The organism is Rhodanobacter koreensis (genome assembly GCF_054782855.1).
This window is the reverse complement of the sequence record NZ_BAAGRR010000002.1, coordinates 344,171-361,397: the sequence shown is the minus strand read 5'-3', so window position 1 is coordinate 361,397 and position 17,227 is coordinate 344,171. Positions and strand designations below refer to the sequence as shown.

17 protein-coding genes are annotated in these 17,227 nt (G+C 63.3%); 13 read left to right on the top strand and 4 right to left on the bottom strand.

Translation table 11 applies throughout. The features are described 5' to 3' along the window. The first annotated feature begins 31 nt into the window (after positions 1 to 31). Both ACYVKM_RS07420 and ACYVKM_RS07415 read left to right on the top strand, forming a co-directional pair. Positions 32 to 967: a 23S rRNA (adenine(2030)-N(6))-methyltransferase RlmJ gene (locus ACYVKM_RS07420; protein ID WP_460876974.1), complete on the top strand. Its 936-nt coding sequence runs from the start codon at positions 32 to 34 to the stop codon at positions 965 to 967. Positions 968 to 1,319: 352 nt separating this feature from the next. Further along, positions 1,320 to 1,832: a Slp family lipoprotein gene (locus ACYVKM_RS07415; protein WP_460876973.1), complete on the top strand. Its 513-nt coding sequence runs from the start codon at positions 1,320 to 1,322 to the stop codon at positions 1,830 to 1,832. Positions 1,833 to 2,144: 312 nt separating this feature from the next. Here the strand turns inward: ACYVKM_RS07415 and ACYVKM_RS07410 are convergent, their stop codons facing one another. Next, a complete protein-coding gene (locus tag ACYVKM_RS07410; protein ID WP_460876972.1) occupies positions 2,145 to 2,807 on the bottom strand; it encodes a hypothetical protein in 663 nt (220 codons plus the stop codon). A 107-nt stretch (positions 2,808 to 2,914) separates the two neighbouring features. On the opposite strand from ACYVKM_RS07410, the gene ACYVKM_RS07405 reads away from it, so the two are divergent. The 3 genes from ACYVKM_RS07405 to ACYVKM_RS07395 all read left to right on the top strand — a co-directional run bounded on the left by ACYVKM_RS07405 (position 2,915) and on the right by ACYVKM_RS07395 (position 5,243). Then, positions 2,915 to 3,343: a winged helix-turn-helix transcriptional regulator gene (locus ACYVKM_RS07405; RefSeq protein ID WP_460876971.1), complete on the top strand. Its 429-nt coding sequence runs from the start codon at positions 2,915 to 2,917 to the stop codon at positions 3,341 to 3,343. Between the two features lie 126 nt (positions 3,344 to 3,469). Beyond that, entirely contained in the window at positions 3,470 to 4,378 is a 909-nt protein-coding gene (locus ACYVKM_RS07400) for a cation diffusion facilitator family transporter (RefSeq protein WP_460876970.1), read from the top strand. A gap of 118 nt (positions 4,379 to 4,496) precedes the next feature. Then, complete coding sequence (locus ACYVKM_RS07395; RefSeq protein ID WP_460876969.1) at positions 4,497 to 5,243, top strand: SGNH/GDSL hydrolase family protein; 747 nt, start codon at positions 4,497 to 4,499, stop codon at positions 5,241 to 5,243. Positions 5,244 to 5,279: 36 nt separating this feature from the next. Here the strand turns inward: ACYVKM_RS07395 and ACYVKM_RS07390 are convergent, their stop codons facing one another. Both ACYVKM_RS07390 and ACYVKM_RS07385 read right to left on the bottom strand, forming a co-directional pair. After that, positions 5,280 to 5,681 (bottom strand): VOC family protein, encoded by a 402-nt coding sequence (locus ACYVKM_RS07390; RefSeq protein ID WP_460876968.1) that lies wholly within the window; start codon positions 5,679 to 5,681, stop codon positions 5,280 to 5,282. Then, on the bottom strand, positions 5,678 to 6,079 hold the full coding sequence (locus ACYVKM_RS07385; protein WP_460876967.1) for an MmcQ/YjbR family DNA-binding protein: 402 nt from the start codon (positions 6,077 to 6,079) through the stop codon (positions 5,678 to 5,680). Before ACYVKM_RS07385 ends, ACYVKM_RS07390 begins: the two co-directional genes overlap by 4 nt. A 200-nt stretch (positions 6,080 to 6,279) precedes the next feature. Here ACYVKM_RS07385 and ACYVKM_RS07380 point away from each other — a divergent pair, with 200 nt between their 5' ends. From ACYVKM_RS07380 to ACYVKM_RS07345, 8 genes are all read left to right on the top strand, one after another. Continuing rightward, positions 6,280 to 6,885: a GNAT family N-acetyltransferase gene (locus ACYVKM_RS07380; protein ID WP_460876966.1), complete on the top strand. Its 606-nt coding sequence runs from the start codon at positions 6,280 to 6,282 to the stop codon at positions 6,883 to 6,885. Between the two features lie 280 nt (positions 6,886 to 7,165). After that, entirely contained in the window at positions 7,166 to 10,798 is a 3,633-nt protein-coding gene (gene mfd, locus ACYVKM_RS07375) for a transcription-repair coupling factor (protein ID WP_460876965.1), read from the top strand. A 209-nt stretch (positions 10,799 to 11,007) separates the two neighbouring features. Further along, on the top strand, positions 11,008 to 11,766 hold the full coding sequence (locus tag ACYVKM_RS07370; RefSeq protein ID WP_460876964.1) for an SDR family NAD(P)-dependent oxidoreductase: 759 nt from the start codon (positions 11,008 to 11,010) through the stop codon (positions 11,764 to 11,766). Further along, on the top strand, positions 11,763 to 12,683 hold the full coding sequence (locus ACYVKM_RS07365) for a sigma-70 family RNA polymerase sigma factor (protein WP_460876963.1): 921 nt from the start codon (positions 11,763 to 11,765) through the stop codon (positions 12,681 to 12,683). Before ACYVKM_RS07370 ends, ACYVKM_RS07365 begins: the two co-directional genes overlap by 4 nt. Before the next feature lie 73 nt (positions 12,684 to 12,756). Beyond that, positions 12,757 to 13,497, top strand: a complete 741-nt coding sequence (locus ACYVKM_RS07360; protein WP_460876962.1) for a GNAT family N-acetyltransferase — start codon at positions 12,757 to 12,759, stop codon at positions 13,495 to 13,497. Positions 13,498 to 13,577: 80 nt separating this feature from the next. Further along, on the top strand, positions 13,578 to 13,880 hold the full coding sequence (locus ACYVKM_RS07355) for an antibiotic biosynthesis monooxygenase family protein (RefSeq protein WP_460876961.1): 303 nt from the start codon (positions 13,578 to 13,580) through the stop codon (positions 13,878 to 13,880). 125 nt (positions 13,881 to 14,005) lie between these two features. Beyond that, positions 14,006 to 14,455, top strand: coding sequence for a GFA family protein (locus ACYVKM_RS07350; RefSeq protein WP_460876960.1), 450 nt, complete (start codon positions 14,006 to 14,008; stop codon positions 14,453 to 14,455). Positions 14,456 to 14,526: 71 nt separating this feature from the next. Next, positions 14,527 to 14,934, top strand: coding sequence for an SRPBCC family protein (locus ACYVKM_RS07345; RefSeq protein ID WP_460876959.1), 408 nt, complete (start codon positions 14,527 to 14,529; stop codon positions 14,932 to 14,934). Positions 14,935 to 15,001: 67 nt separating this feature from the next. Here ACYVKM_RS07345 and ppk1 read toward each other — a convergent pair whose 3' ends face one another. Further along, positions 15,002 to 17,164, bottom strand: a complete 2,163-nt coding sequence (ppk1, locus tag ACYVKM_RS07340) for a polyphosphate kinase 1 (protein WP_460876958.1) — start codon at positions 17,162 to 17,164, stop codon at positions 15,002 to 15,004. Between the last annotated feature and the right edge of the window lie 63 nt (positions 17,165 to 17,227).

Below are 17,227 nucleotides of genomic sequence, written 5' to 3'. Positions count from 1 at the left end.
ATACTTGGCCATCCTGCCCGCCGTGACCTCCATGAATTACCGCCACGCCTACCACGCCGGCAACTTCGCCGATGTCCTGAAGCACACCGTGCTGCTCGCGCTGATCGAGGCGATGCAGGCCAAGCCGACCCCGTTCTGCTACATCGACACGCATGCCGGCAGTGGCAACTATGCACTGGACGGTTTCGAGGCAAAGAAGACCGGCGAGCACAAGGACGGCATCACGCGCCTGCATCCGGCCGAAAAGGTGCCGCCGTTGCTGCAACGCTGGCGCAATCTGATCCTCTCCGGCGAGGGCAACGAGCAGGGCCTGAAACACTACCCCGGCTCGCCGTTGCAGGTCGCTCGCCTGCTGCGCCCGGACGACAGCGCGCAGTTGTGCGAGCTGCACACGGATGAAGCCGCCAAGCTGCGCGAACTGCTGCATTGCGACCCGCGCATGCATGTGCACCAGCGCGATGGCTACGAGGCGCTGAAGGCGCTGGTGCCGCCGAAGGAAAAGCGCGGCCTGGTACTGATCGACCCACCGTACGAAGCGCAGGAAGCCGAATACAAGCAGATCGAGAAAGCCCTGAAGGAAGCGTTGCTGCGCTGGCCCACCGGTGTCTACGCTGTGTGGTATCCGATCAAGCTGCGCAGCCAGGTGCAGCCCTTCCTGCGCGGCCTGCAGCGCAGCGGTGCGAAGCGCGTGCTGCGTGCCGAACTGCTGGTGCACCCGGACGATTCACCGCTGCGACTCAACGGCTCCGGCATGGTGATCCTCAACGCGCCCTGGAACCTCGACGACGTGCTGCGCGAACCGCTGCGCGCGCTGGCCAGCTTGCTGTCGCAGGAGCGCCCAGCGGAATGGAAACTGGACTGGCTGCTGCAGGAAGGCGCCGAACCGCCTGCGCCCAGCCCGTTGCCGCCATCGCGCCTGGCAGCGGCACGACCACTGTTGCGCGGCGGTCCGACGCGCAAGCGCTGACAGCAGCGCAAGCAACGTTGTGCAGCGGCCCTGCGCGCAAGCACTGATGGCCATACAAAGCCCTCCCCAATCTCGTCATTCCGGCGAAGGCCGGAATCGCTTTACCTACAACGAACCTGGTCACCCATCTAGCCTCTTGCAAGATCAATTGCGATTCCGGCCTTCGCCGGAATGACGGGGGTTTGAGTACGCCGGATGTCGGCAACAATGCAGATTGTCGAGCCACCACGCATTCCGCTTCGGGTATCGCCAATCACCTGCCGGCACGGCTTGTTGTAGCGTAGGGAACTATCAACGCCCCCTTTCGTTCACATACTCCGCTCTCGCAGAAGCAATCCACTGGAGTCTGATCATGTCCGCCACTGCCCGCTCCCTTCGCCACCTGTCCGCTCCGCTGCTTGCGCTCGCCCTGGTCGCCTGTGCACCGGCGCCGATCTACCAGAACGTACCGAACGCCACCGTCGCCGTGCCGTCCCAGGTGGCGCAGTCACCCGAACGTTATTCCGGCAATGCGGTGATCTGGGGTGGCCGCATCGTGCAGGTACAGAATTTCGCCGACCACAGCGAAGTCGAATTGCTGGCCTATCCGCTGGACTCCTCGCAGCGACCGAAGGCGAATGACAGCGGCAATGGCCGCTTCATCGCGGTGATGCCCGGCTACGTGGAACCGCTCAGCTACCCGCCGGGTGCGCTGATGACAGTCAGCGGCAAACTCAACGGCAGTCGCGCCGGCAAGGTCGGCGAGGCCGACTACGTGTTCCCGCTGGTCGTTGCGGAGCAGTCGCACGTCTGGACGCCCGCGGAAATGGAAAAGGGGCGCAACAACATCCACTTTGGTGTTGGCGTGGGCGTCGGCATCCGCTGAGCCGCGGCTCAGCGACCGAACTGCGCGAATAGTGACGAAATGCCCGCCGGGCTCGCGACAGGCGATCCCGGTGGCGCCATGGAAGGTTCCATGTCGCGGCGCACCACCTCGCAACCCTTCATGCGGCAATCACCACATCGCCGACGAAATCATGGATCAGGTCGACAAGGCATTGGGCAGTGCTCGATGCGTCCCATGCACATTGGCCTCGTCGTACCCATTGCTTCAGTGCGCAGCGGCGGAGCAACGCACTGACCCGAGTGACTCGGCACGCTGCCGCCATTGGCGACAGCGTGCTGTCTTGCGCCGCATCTACGCGCCTCGACTGCGCACGATTCGCCGACTCTGCATGAGTGCCGCAACGTGCAACATGAGGAAGAGCGGCACAAGGAATGCCGGGATCACCAGCAGCGGCAGCGTTGCCATCGGAGCGGTCGTGATCTCCCCGGGGGCTCCCGTGGACAGGGTGGCACTCAAGGTTCCAAGGGTTATTGCCACAACGAGATCGAGCATGCCCAGCACATTCCAGCGGACGAATGCGGGACTGGCGGCGAAATCAGGGCGGTGCACGAGGGAGAGGATCATCCACGGGGCCGCGAAACCAACGGCCATGTCACCGAGGCCAGCCGGCAGGGCGAACATGGCCGGCAGCACGTTATGCGCATACAGGGACAGGAAGCCCAGACCCGCCCATCGCCACGCCTGCATCCCCGCGATCAAGCGCAGATCGAGCGAAAGAACGAAATCGCGGAACGACGACGAAAACCGTAGCCATGCAAAAAACAGCAACAAGGGCGCGCCGACCCCGATGGCAATGGCTACAGGCGGGTGCCCGGGGCGTCCGACGAAGGCGCCGGATGTACCGAGTGACACGATGAGCGCGAACCATACGGCCAGAACCAGGATGATGCCCGGACGAATGCCGCCGCCCGCGGGCTGCGACTCGGCTGGACGCGGAAGAACTGTGGCAGACATGGATGATCTCCTTTAGTAACTTGCATTTTGCAAGTGTATGGCGACGCTAACGCGATTACTTGCATAATGCAAGTAACTAGTCATGCGGCAACGGAGAATCGGTTGAAATGATCGCCACCAAGCCTTTCGGACGCTCCGCCTGCGCGGTCGCCAATTCACTCGACGTCGTGGGCGACAAATGGTCACTGCTCGTGGTGCGTGATCTGCTACATGGCAAGAGCACCTATGGCGAGCTCGCGGACTCGCCGGAACACATTCCCACCAACATCCTCGCAGAGCGCCTCAAGCGCCTGGAAGCTGCCGGGATCATCGTCAGCACCCCCTACCAGGAGCGTCCGGTACGCTACGCCTACACGCTTACCCCGAAAGGCAAGGCGCTGGGCGATGTGCTGCTTGCGTTTGTACGCTGGGGCAAGCAGCACATACCGGGAACGGTGGTGATGAACCAAGGCACGGCGAGCGGCAGGACTGCTGCACCGGCTGCAACTCCACGGCGCACGCGCGCAAAGGGCACGAGGCAAGGCAGCGGTGAGTGACGTGACGGGCGTCGGCAATGCACCGCCTCCGGCTACCGCCCGGCATGCGTCGAGTGGCCATCATCCGCAGACCGGCAATGACCATGCCCACTACAATGACCGCCACTTCCGACAGTAAGGCTCCGCATGTCCGGTCACGCCAACTCGCTGAAGGCGATCCTGCTCGCCCTCGGCGCAAACTTCGCGATCTTCGTCGCCAAGCTGTTCGCCGCCCTTGTCACCGGCTCCGGCGCCATGCTGGCCGAAGCCGTGCATTCGCTCGCCGACTGCGGCAACCAGGGCTTGCTGCTGCTCGGCATGCGCCAGGCGAAGCGCTCGCCGTCGGAGGAATACCCGCTCGGCTGGGGCCGTGCACTGTACTTCTGGTCGTTCCTGGTCGCGATCCTGCTGTTCAGCGTCGGCGGCATGTTCTCGATCTACGAGGGCATCCACAAGCTCACGCATCCCGAGCCGCTGAAGTGGCCATGGCTGGCACTCGGCGTGCTGGTGTTCGGCATAGTCGCCGAAAGTTTCTCGATGCGCGGCTGCATGCAGGAAGTGAACAAGGCGCGCGGCACGCAGAACCTGTGGACGTGGTTCCGCGAAACACGTTCCAGCGAACTGCTGGTGATCTTCGGCGAAGACCTGGCCGCCCTGCTCGGCCTGTGCCTGGCCGCGCTGGCGATTGGCACCACCATGCTCACCGGCAACCTGATGTTCGATGCGCTCGGCACCATCGCGATCGGCGTGCTGCTGGTGGTAGTCGCCGTGCTGGTGGCGATCGAGGTCAAGGCGTTGCTGATCGGCCAGGGCATGGAGCCGCGCCGCCGCGACGAATTGCGGCGCTTTCTCGAGAGCCGTCCCGAAGTCGCCGAAGTGCTGAACCTGATTACCCTGCAGATGGGCCCTGACGTAATGGTCGCCGTCAAGGCACGCATGCAGCCTACTGCCAGCGACCGCAGCCTGATCGACGCGATCAACACCGTCGAGGCGGCGATGAAGGCCGAGTTCGATGATGTGCGCTGGAGCTTTTTCGAGCCGGACATCCGCGACTGAGGTCTGCCGCTGCCTGCGCTCCTCGCGGGAACAACATCACGGCGATGTCGATGAGTCTTTGCCTGCCCTGGCGGTAGCGCCTATCCTGAATGTCTTCTGCTGCGCGCGAGGCAGGTGCATGAAACGATCCATCACGATCCTTGCCAGTCTGATGTATGCCGGACTGGCCCTTGCACAGACCGCTGCTCCGACACCGGACATCCTCTCGCAGCGTCTCGCCGCAAGCGAGAAACGCCTGAGCGACTGGGCGGAGCTGGCACGCTACCGTGACGCGAACAGCCGGCTTCCTGCACCGGAGCGAGGCGAGATACGCGTGGTGTTCATGGGTGATTCGATCACGGACTTCTGGGGGCGCAGCACCGGCGTATTCTTTCCCGGCAAGCCTTACATCAACCGCGGCATCAGCGGTCAGACCACGCCGCAGATGCTGGTGCGTTTCCGCGCCGACGTCATCGCGCTGAAACCCCGCGTGGTGGTGATCCTCGCCGGCACCAATGACCTCGCCGGCAATACCGGGCCGTCCACGCTCGGCATGATCGAGGACAACCTCACCTCGATGGCGGAGCTGGCCCGGGCCAACGGCATCAAGGTCGTGCTCGCCTCGGTCACGCCGGTGAACGACTATGTCGATGCCGGCATGACGACGGGTCGACCGCCGCAGAAGATTGTCGCGCTCAATGCGTGGATCAAGTCCTATGCGCAGCGCGAGCGCTTCGTCTACCTGGATTATTACGACGCGTTGCTGGACAGCCGCCACGCACTGAAAAAGGATCTGTCGGCCGACGGGCTGCACCCGAATGCCGCCGGCTATGCGGTGATGGCACCGCTGGCGCAGCAGGCGATCGAACAGGCCTTGAAGCCATAGTCGCAGCCCGGACAAGGGCAGCGCGCTGGTCCTCACTCATGCCAGCAGCGGCTTCAGCTGCAACAGATCCCAGGCATTGCCGTACAGGTCCTCGAACACCGCGACCGTGCCGTAGGCTTCTTCGCGGGGCTCTTCGCGGAAATTCACGCCGGCGGCGCGCATGCGATGCCAGTCACGCTGGAAATCATCGGTGTGCAGGAACAGGAAGACGCGGCCACCGGCTTGACGGCCGATCTGCGCCACCTGCTCGGCCCCTTTCGCCTGGGCCAGCAGCAGGCGGGTTTCACGCGAGCCGGGTGGTGCCAGCAGTACCCAGCGCTTGCCGCCGCCCATGTCGGTGTCCTCGATCACCTCGAAATGCAAGGCCCGCGTATACCAGGCGATTGCCTCGTCGTAGTCGGCGACCAGCAGCGCCAGCGCGCCGAGATGCTGTTTCATTTCCTGCCTGCCTTCAGTGTGGGTATCGGGCCCAGTGTCGCCTGCAGTTTCCTGGTCAGCTTCGCGCGTACCAGCACGTACGCATCGAGGATGAGTGCCTGCAGTTCGGCCGTACTGAAACGTTGCGGTTCGGTGACCGAGATCCAGCGCGATCGCGCCAGGTAGGGTGCAGCGATGATGCCGGGCTGATCGGTCAGCTCCAGAAAGCGCTCGTCCGCGACCTTGAACGAGAGTCGGCCACCCTCGCCGCCGTTCGCCGGTGTCACCGCAAACATCTTGCCGCCGACGCTGAGCACCAGGTCCGCACCCCATTTGATATCGCGCGTCACGCCCGGCCACTTGCCGCACAGCACTTCCAGCTGGACGGCCGTGAGGCCGCTGGCCTGCTTGCTGGTCATGTCCGAACTCCGCCGAAATCCGGCGGTTATTGTGCCGTGCGACAGCCCGGATTGTCTGCGCCGGGCCGGAGCACCTCGTGCTGCAGCATGCCCACATGCGCAGCGATCTCCCACTGAATCGGCTGCGGCAGCCTGTCTCACCGTCCGTCATTGCAAATTCATGTTGCGTTGCACACAATACGCAAAAGTACGGAACTGCCATGATCCCTGCCATCGACTTTGCCGCCCCCGATCGATTCGCCCCGCTGCCGCCACGCAGCAGCGAGCGCTTTGCACGCCCGTGCGTGGTGCCATCGAACAAGGGCGAGCCGGTGCGTACCCGCGATGGCCGTGAACTGGTGCTGCGCTCGATCGAGCCGGGAGACGTGGCGGCGATGCAGCGCTGCTTCACTCGCCTGTCGCCCGAGGACATCCGCCGCCGCTTCCTGCATGCCATGTCCGAACTGCCGGCGCCGATGGCGCAGCGGTTGTGCCGCATCGATCCGGCCTTCGAGACCGCCTGGGTGCTGATGGACGAAACGGTGTCGCCGGCCGAGATGCGCGGCGTGGGCCGGATCTACGTCGACGAGGCCATCGACAGCGCCGAGTTCTCGGTGCTGGTGGAGCAGGACTGGGGCCGCATTGGTCTCGGTGCCCTGCTGATGCAGCGGCTGGTCGACGATTGCCGCCACCGCGGCCTCGCCGAACTGTGGGGCTACGTGCTGCTGGAGAACCGGCCGATGCTGGAACTGTGCAAGGAGCTTGGCTTCAGCCAGCGGCTGATCCCGGATGAGCCGGGAACGGCATTGATCACGCTGAAGCTCTGATTCGGCACCAGGTTCGAAAAGCTGGTCTTCTGCCGTCATCACAGCGGCGTTCGAGCCGGATCACCGGTCGAGCGCTGCCTTGTAACAGCGAAGCGATGACCAGCTTCGCTGTTTTAGAACTCTTCCGGCCCTTGCCCCCTTTTTGCGGGGTTCGCCGGAATGACGAAGTCGTGGTGTTCTTCAATATCCCGCGCGCAAGAGAGAGCTGCGGCGCATCGCGTTACACTTGCCCGCTTTCCCCGGCGCGGCTCGATCGCGGCGCCCTGAACACGCGTCCCTTATGCCCAGCCTGATCAAGCACCCGCCCCTGCCGACCACTCCCAAGCAACGCCGCTACTGGACGCCGCCGCACGGGTCCGCGCGGGCGCTGCTGATCGCCGAGGCGGCGCGTTCGCACGACGGCCTGCTGGTGGCGGTGACGCGTGACACCCAACGTGCACAAGCGCTGGAAGCCGAGCTGAAGATTTTCGCCGGCGGCCTGCCGGTACTGCACTTCCCGGACTGGGAAACTCTGCCCTACGACGTCTTCAGTCCGCATCCGGAAATCGTCTCGCAACGCATTGCCACGCTGTACCAATTGCCGAACGTGAAGCGCGGCGTGCTGGTGGTGCCGGTGGCCACGTTGATGCAGCGGATCGCGCCGCGCTCGCACATCACCGGTTCCGGCCTGGTGCTGAAGAAGAGCCAGAAACTCGACATCGGCAGCGAACAGCGCCGGCTTGAAGCCTCCGGCTACCGCAACGTGCCGCAGGTGGCCGAACCGGGCGACTTCGCCGTACGCGGCGCCCTGCTCGACATCTTTCCGATGGGCACGGCCGAGCCGTACCGCATTGAGCTGTTCGATGACGAGGTGGAATCGATCCGCAGCTTCGATCCGGAAACCCAGCGCTCGCAGCAGCAGGTGGACAAGATCGAGCTGCTGCCTGCGCGCGAATTCCCGCTCACCGAGGAAGCGGCGAAGGAGTTCCGCGGCAACCTGCGCGAGCGCTTCCCGATCGACGTGCGCCGCTGCCCGCTGTACCAGGACATGAAGGAAGGCGTCACCCCCGGCGGCATCGAGTATTACCTGCCGCTGTTCTTCCAGCAGACCGCCACGCTGTTCGACTACCTCGCCGACGACGCGCTGTTCGTGATGGGCGAAGGCGCAGGCGAATCCTCCGGACAGTTCTGGACGCAGACCGCCGAACGCTACGACCAGCGTGCGCACGACATCGAGCGCCCGGTGCTGCCGCCGATTGAGTTGTACCTGCCGCCGGAACAGTTGCGCGAGCAACTCAACAAACGGCTGCGGGTGGAAGTGGCCGACAGCGGCCATGAACATGCGGTTGCTGTCGGCACGCAGCCGGCACCGGAGCTGCCGCTCAGCCGCAAGGGTGAAGAGCCCGGTACATCGCTGCGGCATTTCCTCGCCAGCTATCCGGGCCGCGTGCTGATTGCAGCGGATTCGGCCGGACGACGCGAGGCGCTGATCGAGACGCTGGCTGCAGCAGGGCTGAAGCCGCAGGTCGTGGAGAACTGGCCAGCTTTTCTTGACCAACATTCCGTCTCCCAAGATCGTCATCCCGGCGCAGGCCGGGATCGCTCTCGGGCATCGGATAATGAGCTACCGCTGAAAAGCGATTCCGGCCTGCGCCGGAATGACGAACGAACGGATGGCGCCCAGCGGAGCGGTGATGCCGCACAGCTGGAAGGTGGCGAACAAATCAAGTTCGCCATCACGATCGCCAGCCTGGAACAAGGCTTCGCACTCACCTCCCCGGCAATCACCGTACTCACCGAGCGAGAGCTGTACGGTGAACGGGTACGCAGCGAGCGCGACCGCAAGCGCCGCCGCGGCACCGCGCGCGATCCGGAAGCAATCATCCGCGATCTCACCGAGCTCACCCTCGGTGCGCCGATCGTGCACGTCGATCACGGCGTGGGCCGTTACCAGGGCCTGCTCTCGATGGACGTCGGCGGCATGGATGGCGAGTTCCTCACCATCGAGTACGCCAAGGGTGACAAGCTGTACGTGCCGGTGGCGCAGCTCGGCCTGGTCAGCCGCTACTCCGGCACCGCGCCGGAACTTGCGCCGCTGCATTCGCTCGGCGGCGACGCGTGGGAACGCGCACGCAGGAAGGCCGCCGAGAAGGTACGCGATGTCGCCGCCGAACTGCTGGCGATCTACGCGCAGCGGCAGGCGCGCGGCGGCGAGTCGATGCCGATCGACCGCCAGCTGGTGGAGGAATTCGGCAGCACGTTCCCGTTCGAGGAGACTCCCGATCAGGAAACCGCGATTGAGGCGGTGCTCAATGACCTGGCCGCACCTCGCGCGATGGACCGGGTGATTTGCGGTGACGTCGGTTTCGGCAAGACCGAGGTCGCGCTGCGCGCTGCGTTCGCCACCGCCACCGCAGGCAAGCAGGTTGCCGTGCTGGTGCCGACCACCCTGCTCGCGCAGCAGCACTACCGCAATTTCGCCGACCGTTTCGCCGACTGGCCGGTGCGCGTCGATGTGCTGTCGCGCTTCAAGTCGACCAAGGAAGTGAACGACGCGCTGAAGCGTCTGACCGATGGCCAGATCGACGTGATCGTCGGTACGCACAAGCTGCTGCAGCCGGATATCAAGTTCAAGAATCTCGGCCTGGTGATCGTCGACGAGGAACAGCGTTTCGGCGTGCGCCAGAAGGAGCAGCTGAAGAAGCTTCGCGCCGAAGTCGACCTGCTGACGATGACCGCCACGCCGATCCCGCGCACCTTGAACATGGCGATGGCCGGCCTGCGCGATCTCTCGCTGATCGCCACGCCGCCGGCGCATCGCTCGGCCGTGCGCACCTTCATTTCCGCGTGGGACCCGGCCACGATCCGCGAGGCCTTGCAACGCGAGCTGTCACGCGGTGGCCAGGTGTATTTCCTGCACAACGAGGTCGAGAGCATCGAGCGCACCGTGCGCGAACTGGAGGAACTGGTACCCGAAGCGCGTATCCGCATCGCCCACGGCCAGATGCCCGAGCGCGAACTCGAAGGCGTGATGGCGGACTTCCACCGCCAGCGCTTCAACGTGCTGGTGTGCACCACCATTATTGAAACGGGAATTGATATACCTACGGCCAACACCATCATCATCGACCGCGCCGACCGTTTCGGTCTGGCCCAGCTACATCAGCTGCGCGGCCGCGTCGGCCGCTCGCATCATCGCGCCTATGCCTATCTCGTCGTGCCCGACCGCAAGTCGATCACCGCCGATGCACAGAAGCGTCTGGAAGCGCTCGCCTCGCTGGAGGAGCTCGGTGCCGGCTTCACTCTGGCCACGCATGATCTTGAAATCCGCGGTGCCGGCGAACTGCTCGGCGACGAGCAATCCGGCCAGATCCAGGAAATCGGTTTCGGCCTGTACACCGAACTGCTCGATCGCGCCGTGCGTGCGCTGAAGTCCGGCAAGATTCCGGATTTCGATCTCAGCAGCGAACACGAGACCGAAGTCGAGCTGCACCTGCCCGCACTGATCCCCGACGACTACTTGCCCGACGTCCACGCGCGCCTCACCCTGTACAAACGGATCGCCAGCGCACGCAGCGAGGACGACCTGCGCGACCTGCAGGTGGAGATGATCGATAGATTTGGTCTACTTCCGGAGAGTGCCAAGCAACTGTTCGCCGTCGCCAGCCTGAAACTGATGGCCACCCCGCTCGGCATCCGCAAGCTCGACTTCGGCGCCAACGGTGGTCGCATCGTGTTCCGCGCCAGTTACCAAGGAAATCCGCCCGACGTCGATCCGATGATCATCATCAAGCTGATCCAGCGCCTGCCGCGTGTGTACAAGCTCGACGGCCAGGACAAGCTGAAGATCACGCTGGATCTGCCCGGCGCCAGCGAACGCATCCGTAGCGCACAGGAAGTGCTGGCGCTGCTGGGCGCGCGCCGGCCGGATTGAGTCGCAGGAATCCAGCGGAGTCGACGCGCGCAGCCGCCCAACTACCGTCATTCCGGCGCAGGCTGGAATGACAGACCGTGACCGCCCCTCCGGGGTCGCATCAGGAAAGGGGCGATTTATGTACGCTAGGGCGTACCCGCCGCGGCAACGTTGACTCCTTTTCAGTGCCTCAATCGTCTTGGCTACACCTAGACACCGGAGCACAACCGATGCGCCTCAAAGATAAGAATGTCGTCGTTACCGGCGGAAGCCGTGGCCTTGGCCTGGGGCTGGTCGAAGCCCTGGTCGCGCACGGTGCCAGGGTGACGGTCGTTGCCCGCGGAGCCGATGCGCTCGAGGCCGTTCGCGCGCGGCTTGGCGTCGCCACGATCTCCGCCGACGTGACGGACGAAGCTGCAGCCCACCGCATCCTTGCCGAGGTTCGCCCGGATATCGTGGTGCTGAACGCCGGCACACTGCCTCGCATGGCGAAGTTCGACCAGACGAGCTGGGCGGATTTCACCGCGCCCTGGGAACATGACGTCAAGGCCGGGCTCTATTGGCTACAGGCGGCGCTCAACCTGCCGCTCAAGCCCGGAAGCCGCGTCCTGGTGGGATCGAGTGGCGCAGCTGTGAGCGGATCGCAGATGTCGGGCGGCTATGGCGGCGCCAAACGGATGCTCTGGTTCATGGCCAAATACGCCAACGGCATCTCGGAGGAGAAGGAACTCGGGATCCGCTTCCAGACGATCGTGCCGCGGCAGATGGTTCTCGGTACCGGGATCGGCGATGCGGCCGCCAGCGCCTACGCGCGTGACTCGGGCATCAGGCCTGAAGACTTCGTGGCCCGTTTCGGCGCGCCGATGCCGCCCCGCGATTTCGGCGAGTACGTGGTTTCCGTGCTGGACGATCCGGTATATGCCAAGGGCCTCGCCTTCGGTCTGAATGGCGATGCGGGAGTCACGATCCTCGAGGGAGCGTCAGCTTGAGCGAAGACGGTCCCGTACCAAACCATGACCGCCGGGCGGAACTCCTCGCCTTGGCCGGCGAGCTGCGGCCCGAGCTGCACCGTTATTGTGCACGTCTCATGGGATCGGTCATCGATGGCGAGGACGTCGTGCAAGATACGCTCATCCGAGCCTTCGCGGCGTTGCAAAATCTGCAGACACAGCCTCCGCTTCGGCCTTGGCTGTTCCGGATCGCCCACAATCGCGCCCTCGACCTGCTGCGCAACCGGGCGGTACGAATGGCCGAAACGATCGACATCACGTCCGACATCGCCGACCCGGTCCGCCCCGACCCCATGGAGATGCTGATGCGCCAGGAAACGGTCAAGACCGCGGTGTCGCGATTTGTGGAGCTCCCCATCCTTCAGCGGAGTGTCGTCATTCTGAAGGACGTTCTCGACGAGTCGCTGATAGAAATCGCCGCCCTCCTCGATCTCACGGTTGATGCCGTGAAGGGCCATCTGGCGCGGGGACGCACGCGTCTTCGAGAGATCAACGCGCAAGCCGGCCCGCTTCCGGACGTGCGGCCGGCGTCCGCCGCGGTGGCGCGCTATGTCGCGCTCTTCAACCAACGGGACTGGGACGGCCTGCGGGAACTCCTGACCGACGACGTGAAACTCAACCAGTCCTCGTACCCGCTTCGCGTCGGCCGCGCCGACGTCAGCATGTTCTTCACCATCTATGCCAAGAGCGATGATGTCTGGTTGGCTCCGGCTCGGCTCGAAGGCCGGGAGGTGATCGCGGTCTTCGAGGACCGCGCCGATCCGAAACCCAGCTACATGATGTGGCTCGAATGGCGTGACGGCCGGATCAGTTTCATCCGCGACTACCGCCATGTCCGTTATGTCGCCATTGACGCAGAGCTCACGCTGGCGCAGGACGCTGAAACCCGCGAGTAACGGCGTTGCGAACAAGCGGCGAAACGAAACCGCCTTAGCCTCGCCTTACAGTCCAGCCGATCGCAAAGGATCGTTGAACTTTTTCTGCACTGATATGCCTCGCATCGCAAATCCGGACACAAGCAGCTCGATTGTTGGCGTTGCATTCAGCACTCGCCGACGCACGTCGCACTCTCCTTCCACGCCCGCTTATGTCGGACGCATCCGTCTTTTGCTACCTTTGCTCCTGGTTGTTTTCGAAGTTGTGCTTGTTGCCATTGCGGTGCTCAAGCCCAAACTACTCGTGCAAGCGGACGGCTACGCCGCCGCTCAACTCAAGCGTTGGTGGCCCATGACAGCACCAGAGATCGTGTTGAGGCAGGCGGACAGTCCTGAGCTTGTCGCAACCGCCCGCGAACTTTTCCACGAGTACGCCGAGGCCATCGGCACAGATCTCGAGTATCAAGGGTTCGCTGCAGAACTCGCGGCGTTGCCTGCCCCGTATGTACCGCCGAACGGCGTACTGCTTATCGCGCAAACCGGCGCTGACGTGGCTGGCTGTGTCGGCCTGAGGCCCCTGGACAATCACACGGGAGAAATGAAGCGACTGTATGTCCGCCCTGCTTATCGGAGTTGTGGGCTTGGCAAGCGCTTCGTCGAAGCCGTGATTCACGCAGCACGTCAAAATAACTACAGTGAACTCCGTCTGGATACGCTGCCAAGCATGGCGTCTGCCCAGGCTCTCTATCATCGGCTGGGATTCGTTGAAATCCCGCCGTACAACGATAAACACCTTCCAGGCACCCGCTTTTATGCTCTCAGGCTGGCCACCTGACCATTCATGCCAGTGGACGTGCTGCGCACACCGCTAAATTCAAGCATCAAGCGGTATCGGAGGATTCCATGATTTGCCGCATGTGGCACGGGATCACATTACGCTCAAAGGCCGACGCCTATACGAGCTTCCTTGAGCAGCGGGCTGTTCCAGACTACCGTTCGGTTCCTGGCAACCTGAGTGTCGCCATCTTGCGGCGAGACGAAGCTGAGATCACGCACTTCCTGACCGTCACGCATTGGGAATCGGAAGAAAGCATTCGTGCCTTCGCTGGAGATGACCTGCTCAGGGCCAAGTACTACCCTGAGGATCAAGACTATCTGTTGGAGTTCGAGCCGCTGGTTCAGCATTTCATCGTGGCGGCCATCGAAAATGCCGTCTAACCATTCGCCCAGGCGGTAAAGTCGGGCTCGTCAGCAGGCGCTGCATGGTGCTTCCAAACCCTTCCTTCAAGCGGACCCGTCTTTGGCGGTCCGCTTGAGCCAAACACTATGGACCAGATGAAACCATGCAGATGGCGAGAGAAATGCGGGTGCTGACGGGTAGTTGCCACTGCGGACAGCTACGTATTGAGTTTTCCACCACCCAGGACCCGGCAAGCCTCATTCCGCGTGCGTGTGATTGCTCGTTTTGTCGGAAGCACGGAGCTGCATACATTTCCGATCCAGCCGGAAAATTGTCGGTCTCGGAAAACCATGCAGGCGCGCTGCACGAGTATCGACAAGGATCAAACAAGGCGCAGTTCCTGATCTGCAGCCATTGCGGTGTACTCGTGGCGGTCATTGTCAGACACGACTCCCGCATCTATGGTGCGGCAAATGCAGGGTGCCTGGATGGAAACCTCAAGCTCAAGAGCTCGACCCCGGCATCACCTCAGGCACTGAGTCCGGAAGAGAGGTTGTCCAAGTGGTTGAAGTTGTGGGTGCCAGATGTCGTGCTGATAACTGCTGTCGAATAGCCGTCATATCAACACATGGCTTCGCCGCCGCGAAATTCAGGCGTCAGTTGCCGACCATGAGGAGTCATGCGATGAAGATCACCGTGGAGGCCAATGTCAATGCCCCCATCGAACATGTCTGGCATGCCTGGACGACGCCCGACGACATCAAGCAATGGAATACGGCATCCGATGACTGGCACACGACCAGCGCAAGCGTGGACTTGCGCGTCGGGGGTGCGTTTTCGTCGCGGATGGAAGCGAAGGACGGCAGCATGGGCTTCGACTTCGCCGGAATTTATACGAAGATCGTGAAGCACAAACTTATTGAATACACCTTCGGTGACCGTGTTGCGCAGATCGAGTTTGACGCCGCTGGAAATGGTGTAAACGTATGCGTAAGGTTCGATGCCGAGTCAGAGAACCCCGTCGAGCAGCAGCGACAGGGTTGGCAGGCCATCTTGAATAATTTTGCCAGGTACGTCGAAGCCAGCCATTGAATCGACTGCATCCCCGAACGCGCTTCGCGCGTTCACCACGCGGGTACGCATCGACATTCAGACGGTATCAGTGGTTGCCTGCGGTTACAGCGCACAGCTTCTCAAGCAACTCGGCCTGCACGTTGCGGGCAGGCTCGTCGCTGGCGACAGGCGGCCGCAGATACTGGCCGTCGGACTGCAGGATCAGGGCACTGGTGTTGTCGCCGAGGTAGAGGTCGAGCGCATTGTGCACGCGCTGCTGCAGCTTCTTGCCCTCGAGCGGAAACGCGCTTTCGACGCGGCGATCCAGATTGCGTTCCATCAGGTCGGCGCTAGCCAGGTACATCTTCGGCTCACCGTCGTTGGCGAACCAGTAGACACGGCTGTGCTCCAGGAACCGCCCGATGATCGAGCGCACGCGGATGTTCTCTGAGACGCCTTCCACGCCAGGGCGCAGGCAGCAGACGCCGCGCACGATCAGCTCGACCTGCACACCGGCGATGCTGGCCTTGTACAGCGCGCGGATCACCTTCGGCTCGGTCAGCGCGTTGACCTTGATGATGATCTGCGCCGGTCGGCCGGCCACCGCATGCGCAGTCTCGTGTGCGATCAGTTCCAGCAGGGCCTTCTTCAAGGTGAACGGCGCATGCAGCAGTTTCTTCATGCGAAGCACCTTGCCCATGCCGGTGAGCTGGCTGAACAGCTTATGCACGTCTTCGCACAGCGCCTCGTCGGAGGTGAGCAGGCTGTAGTCGGTGTACAGCCGAGCGTTGCCGGTGTGATAGTTGCCGGTGCCCAGGTGCGCGTAACGCACCAGCTCGCTGCCCTCGCGGCGCTGGATCAGCATCAGCTTGGCATGCGTCTTGATGCCGACCACGCCGTAGATCACCATCGCGCCGGCCTGCTGCAGGCGCGATGCGAGCGTGAGATTGGATTCCTCGTCGAAGCGCGCGCGCAGTTCGACCACCGCGGTCACTTCCTTGCCGGCGCGTGCCGCGTCGACCAGCGCATCGACGATTTCCGAATTCGCGTTGGTGCGGTACAGCGTCTGCTTGATCGCCAGTACCTGCGGGTCCTTCGCCGCCTGACGCAGCAGGTCGACCACCGGCGAAAATGATTCGTAGGGATGCAGCAACAGCACGTCCTGCTTGCCGATCACCTGGAACAGGTCCTCGGCGTGTTTGAGCGCTTTCGGCAGCACTGGAGTGAACGGCGGGTATTGCAGCTGCGGATATCCCGCTTCGCTGGCGATGCGGAACAACCGCGCCAGGTTCACCGGGCCATTCACCTCGTACAGCTCCGATTCGTTGAGGCCGAACTGCTTGAGCAGGTAATCGGCCAGATCCTTCGGGCAGTTGTCGGCCACTTCAAGCCGCACTGCGTCACCAAAGCGGCGTGAATACAATTCACCGCGCAGCGCCAGCGCCAGATCCTCGACATCCTCCGGGTCCAGCGTGAGATCGGCGTTGCGGGTCAGCCGGAACTGGTAGCAGCCGAGTACCGTCATGCCGGGGAACAGTTCCTCCGCATGGGCATGGATCATCGAGGACAGTAGCACGTAGTTGTCGCCGCCTTCGCAGATTTCCAGCGGCATGCGGATCAGCCGCGGCAGCACGCGCGGTGCCGGCACGATCGCCAGGCCGGAGTCGCGGCCGAACGCATCGACACCGTCCAGCCGTACGATGAAATTGAGGCTCTTGTTGACCAGCAGCGGAAACGGATGGGTGGGATCCAGTCCGATCGGGGTGATCAGCGGCGCCACCTCCTCGCGAAAATAGCGGCGCACCCACAGCTTCTGCCGGTGCGTCCATTGTGTGCGGCGGACGATGCGGATGCCTTGCCCGGCCAGCTCCGGCAGGATGCGCTCGTTGAGGATCGTGTACTGCCGCTCGATCTGCTTGTGCGCGATCGCGCTGATCTCGGCGAGTACACGGCGCGGCGGGATGCCGTCCGGGCCTATCAGTTCATGATCCAGCGCCACCTGGCCCTTCAGCCCGGCCACGCGGATCTCGAAGAACTCGTCCATGTTGCGCGAGAAGATCAGCAGGAACTTCAGCCGTTCCAGCAGCGGCGTGCGCTCGTCCAGCGCCTGGTCCAGCACGCGGATGTTGAACTGCAGCTGCGACAGCTCGCGGTGTATGTACAGCCGGTTGTCGTTGAGATCAGGCGCCGGTACCGGCGGCAAGGCATCGTTCGCCGCCGGTGCGGCAGCGTCGGTCGACAGGGTCTCGCGAATAATGCGGCTGTTCATTGCTACGAATCCATGATCCAGTCAGGAAAGTTAGGTGTCCGAAGAGCTGTTATATCAACAGGC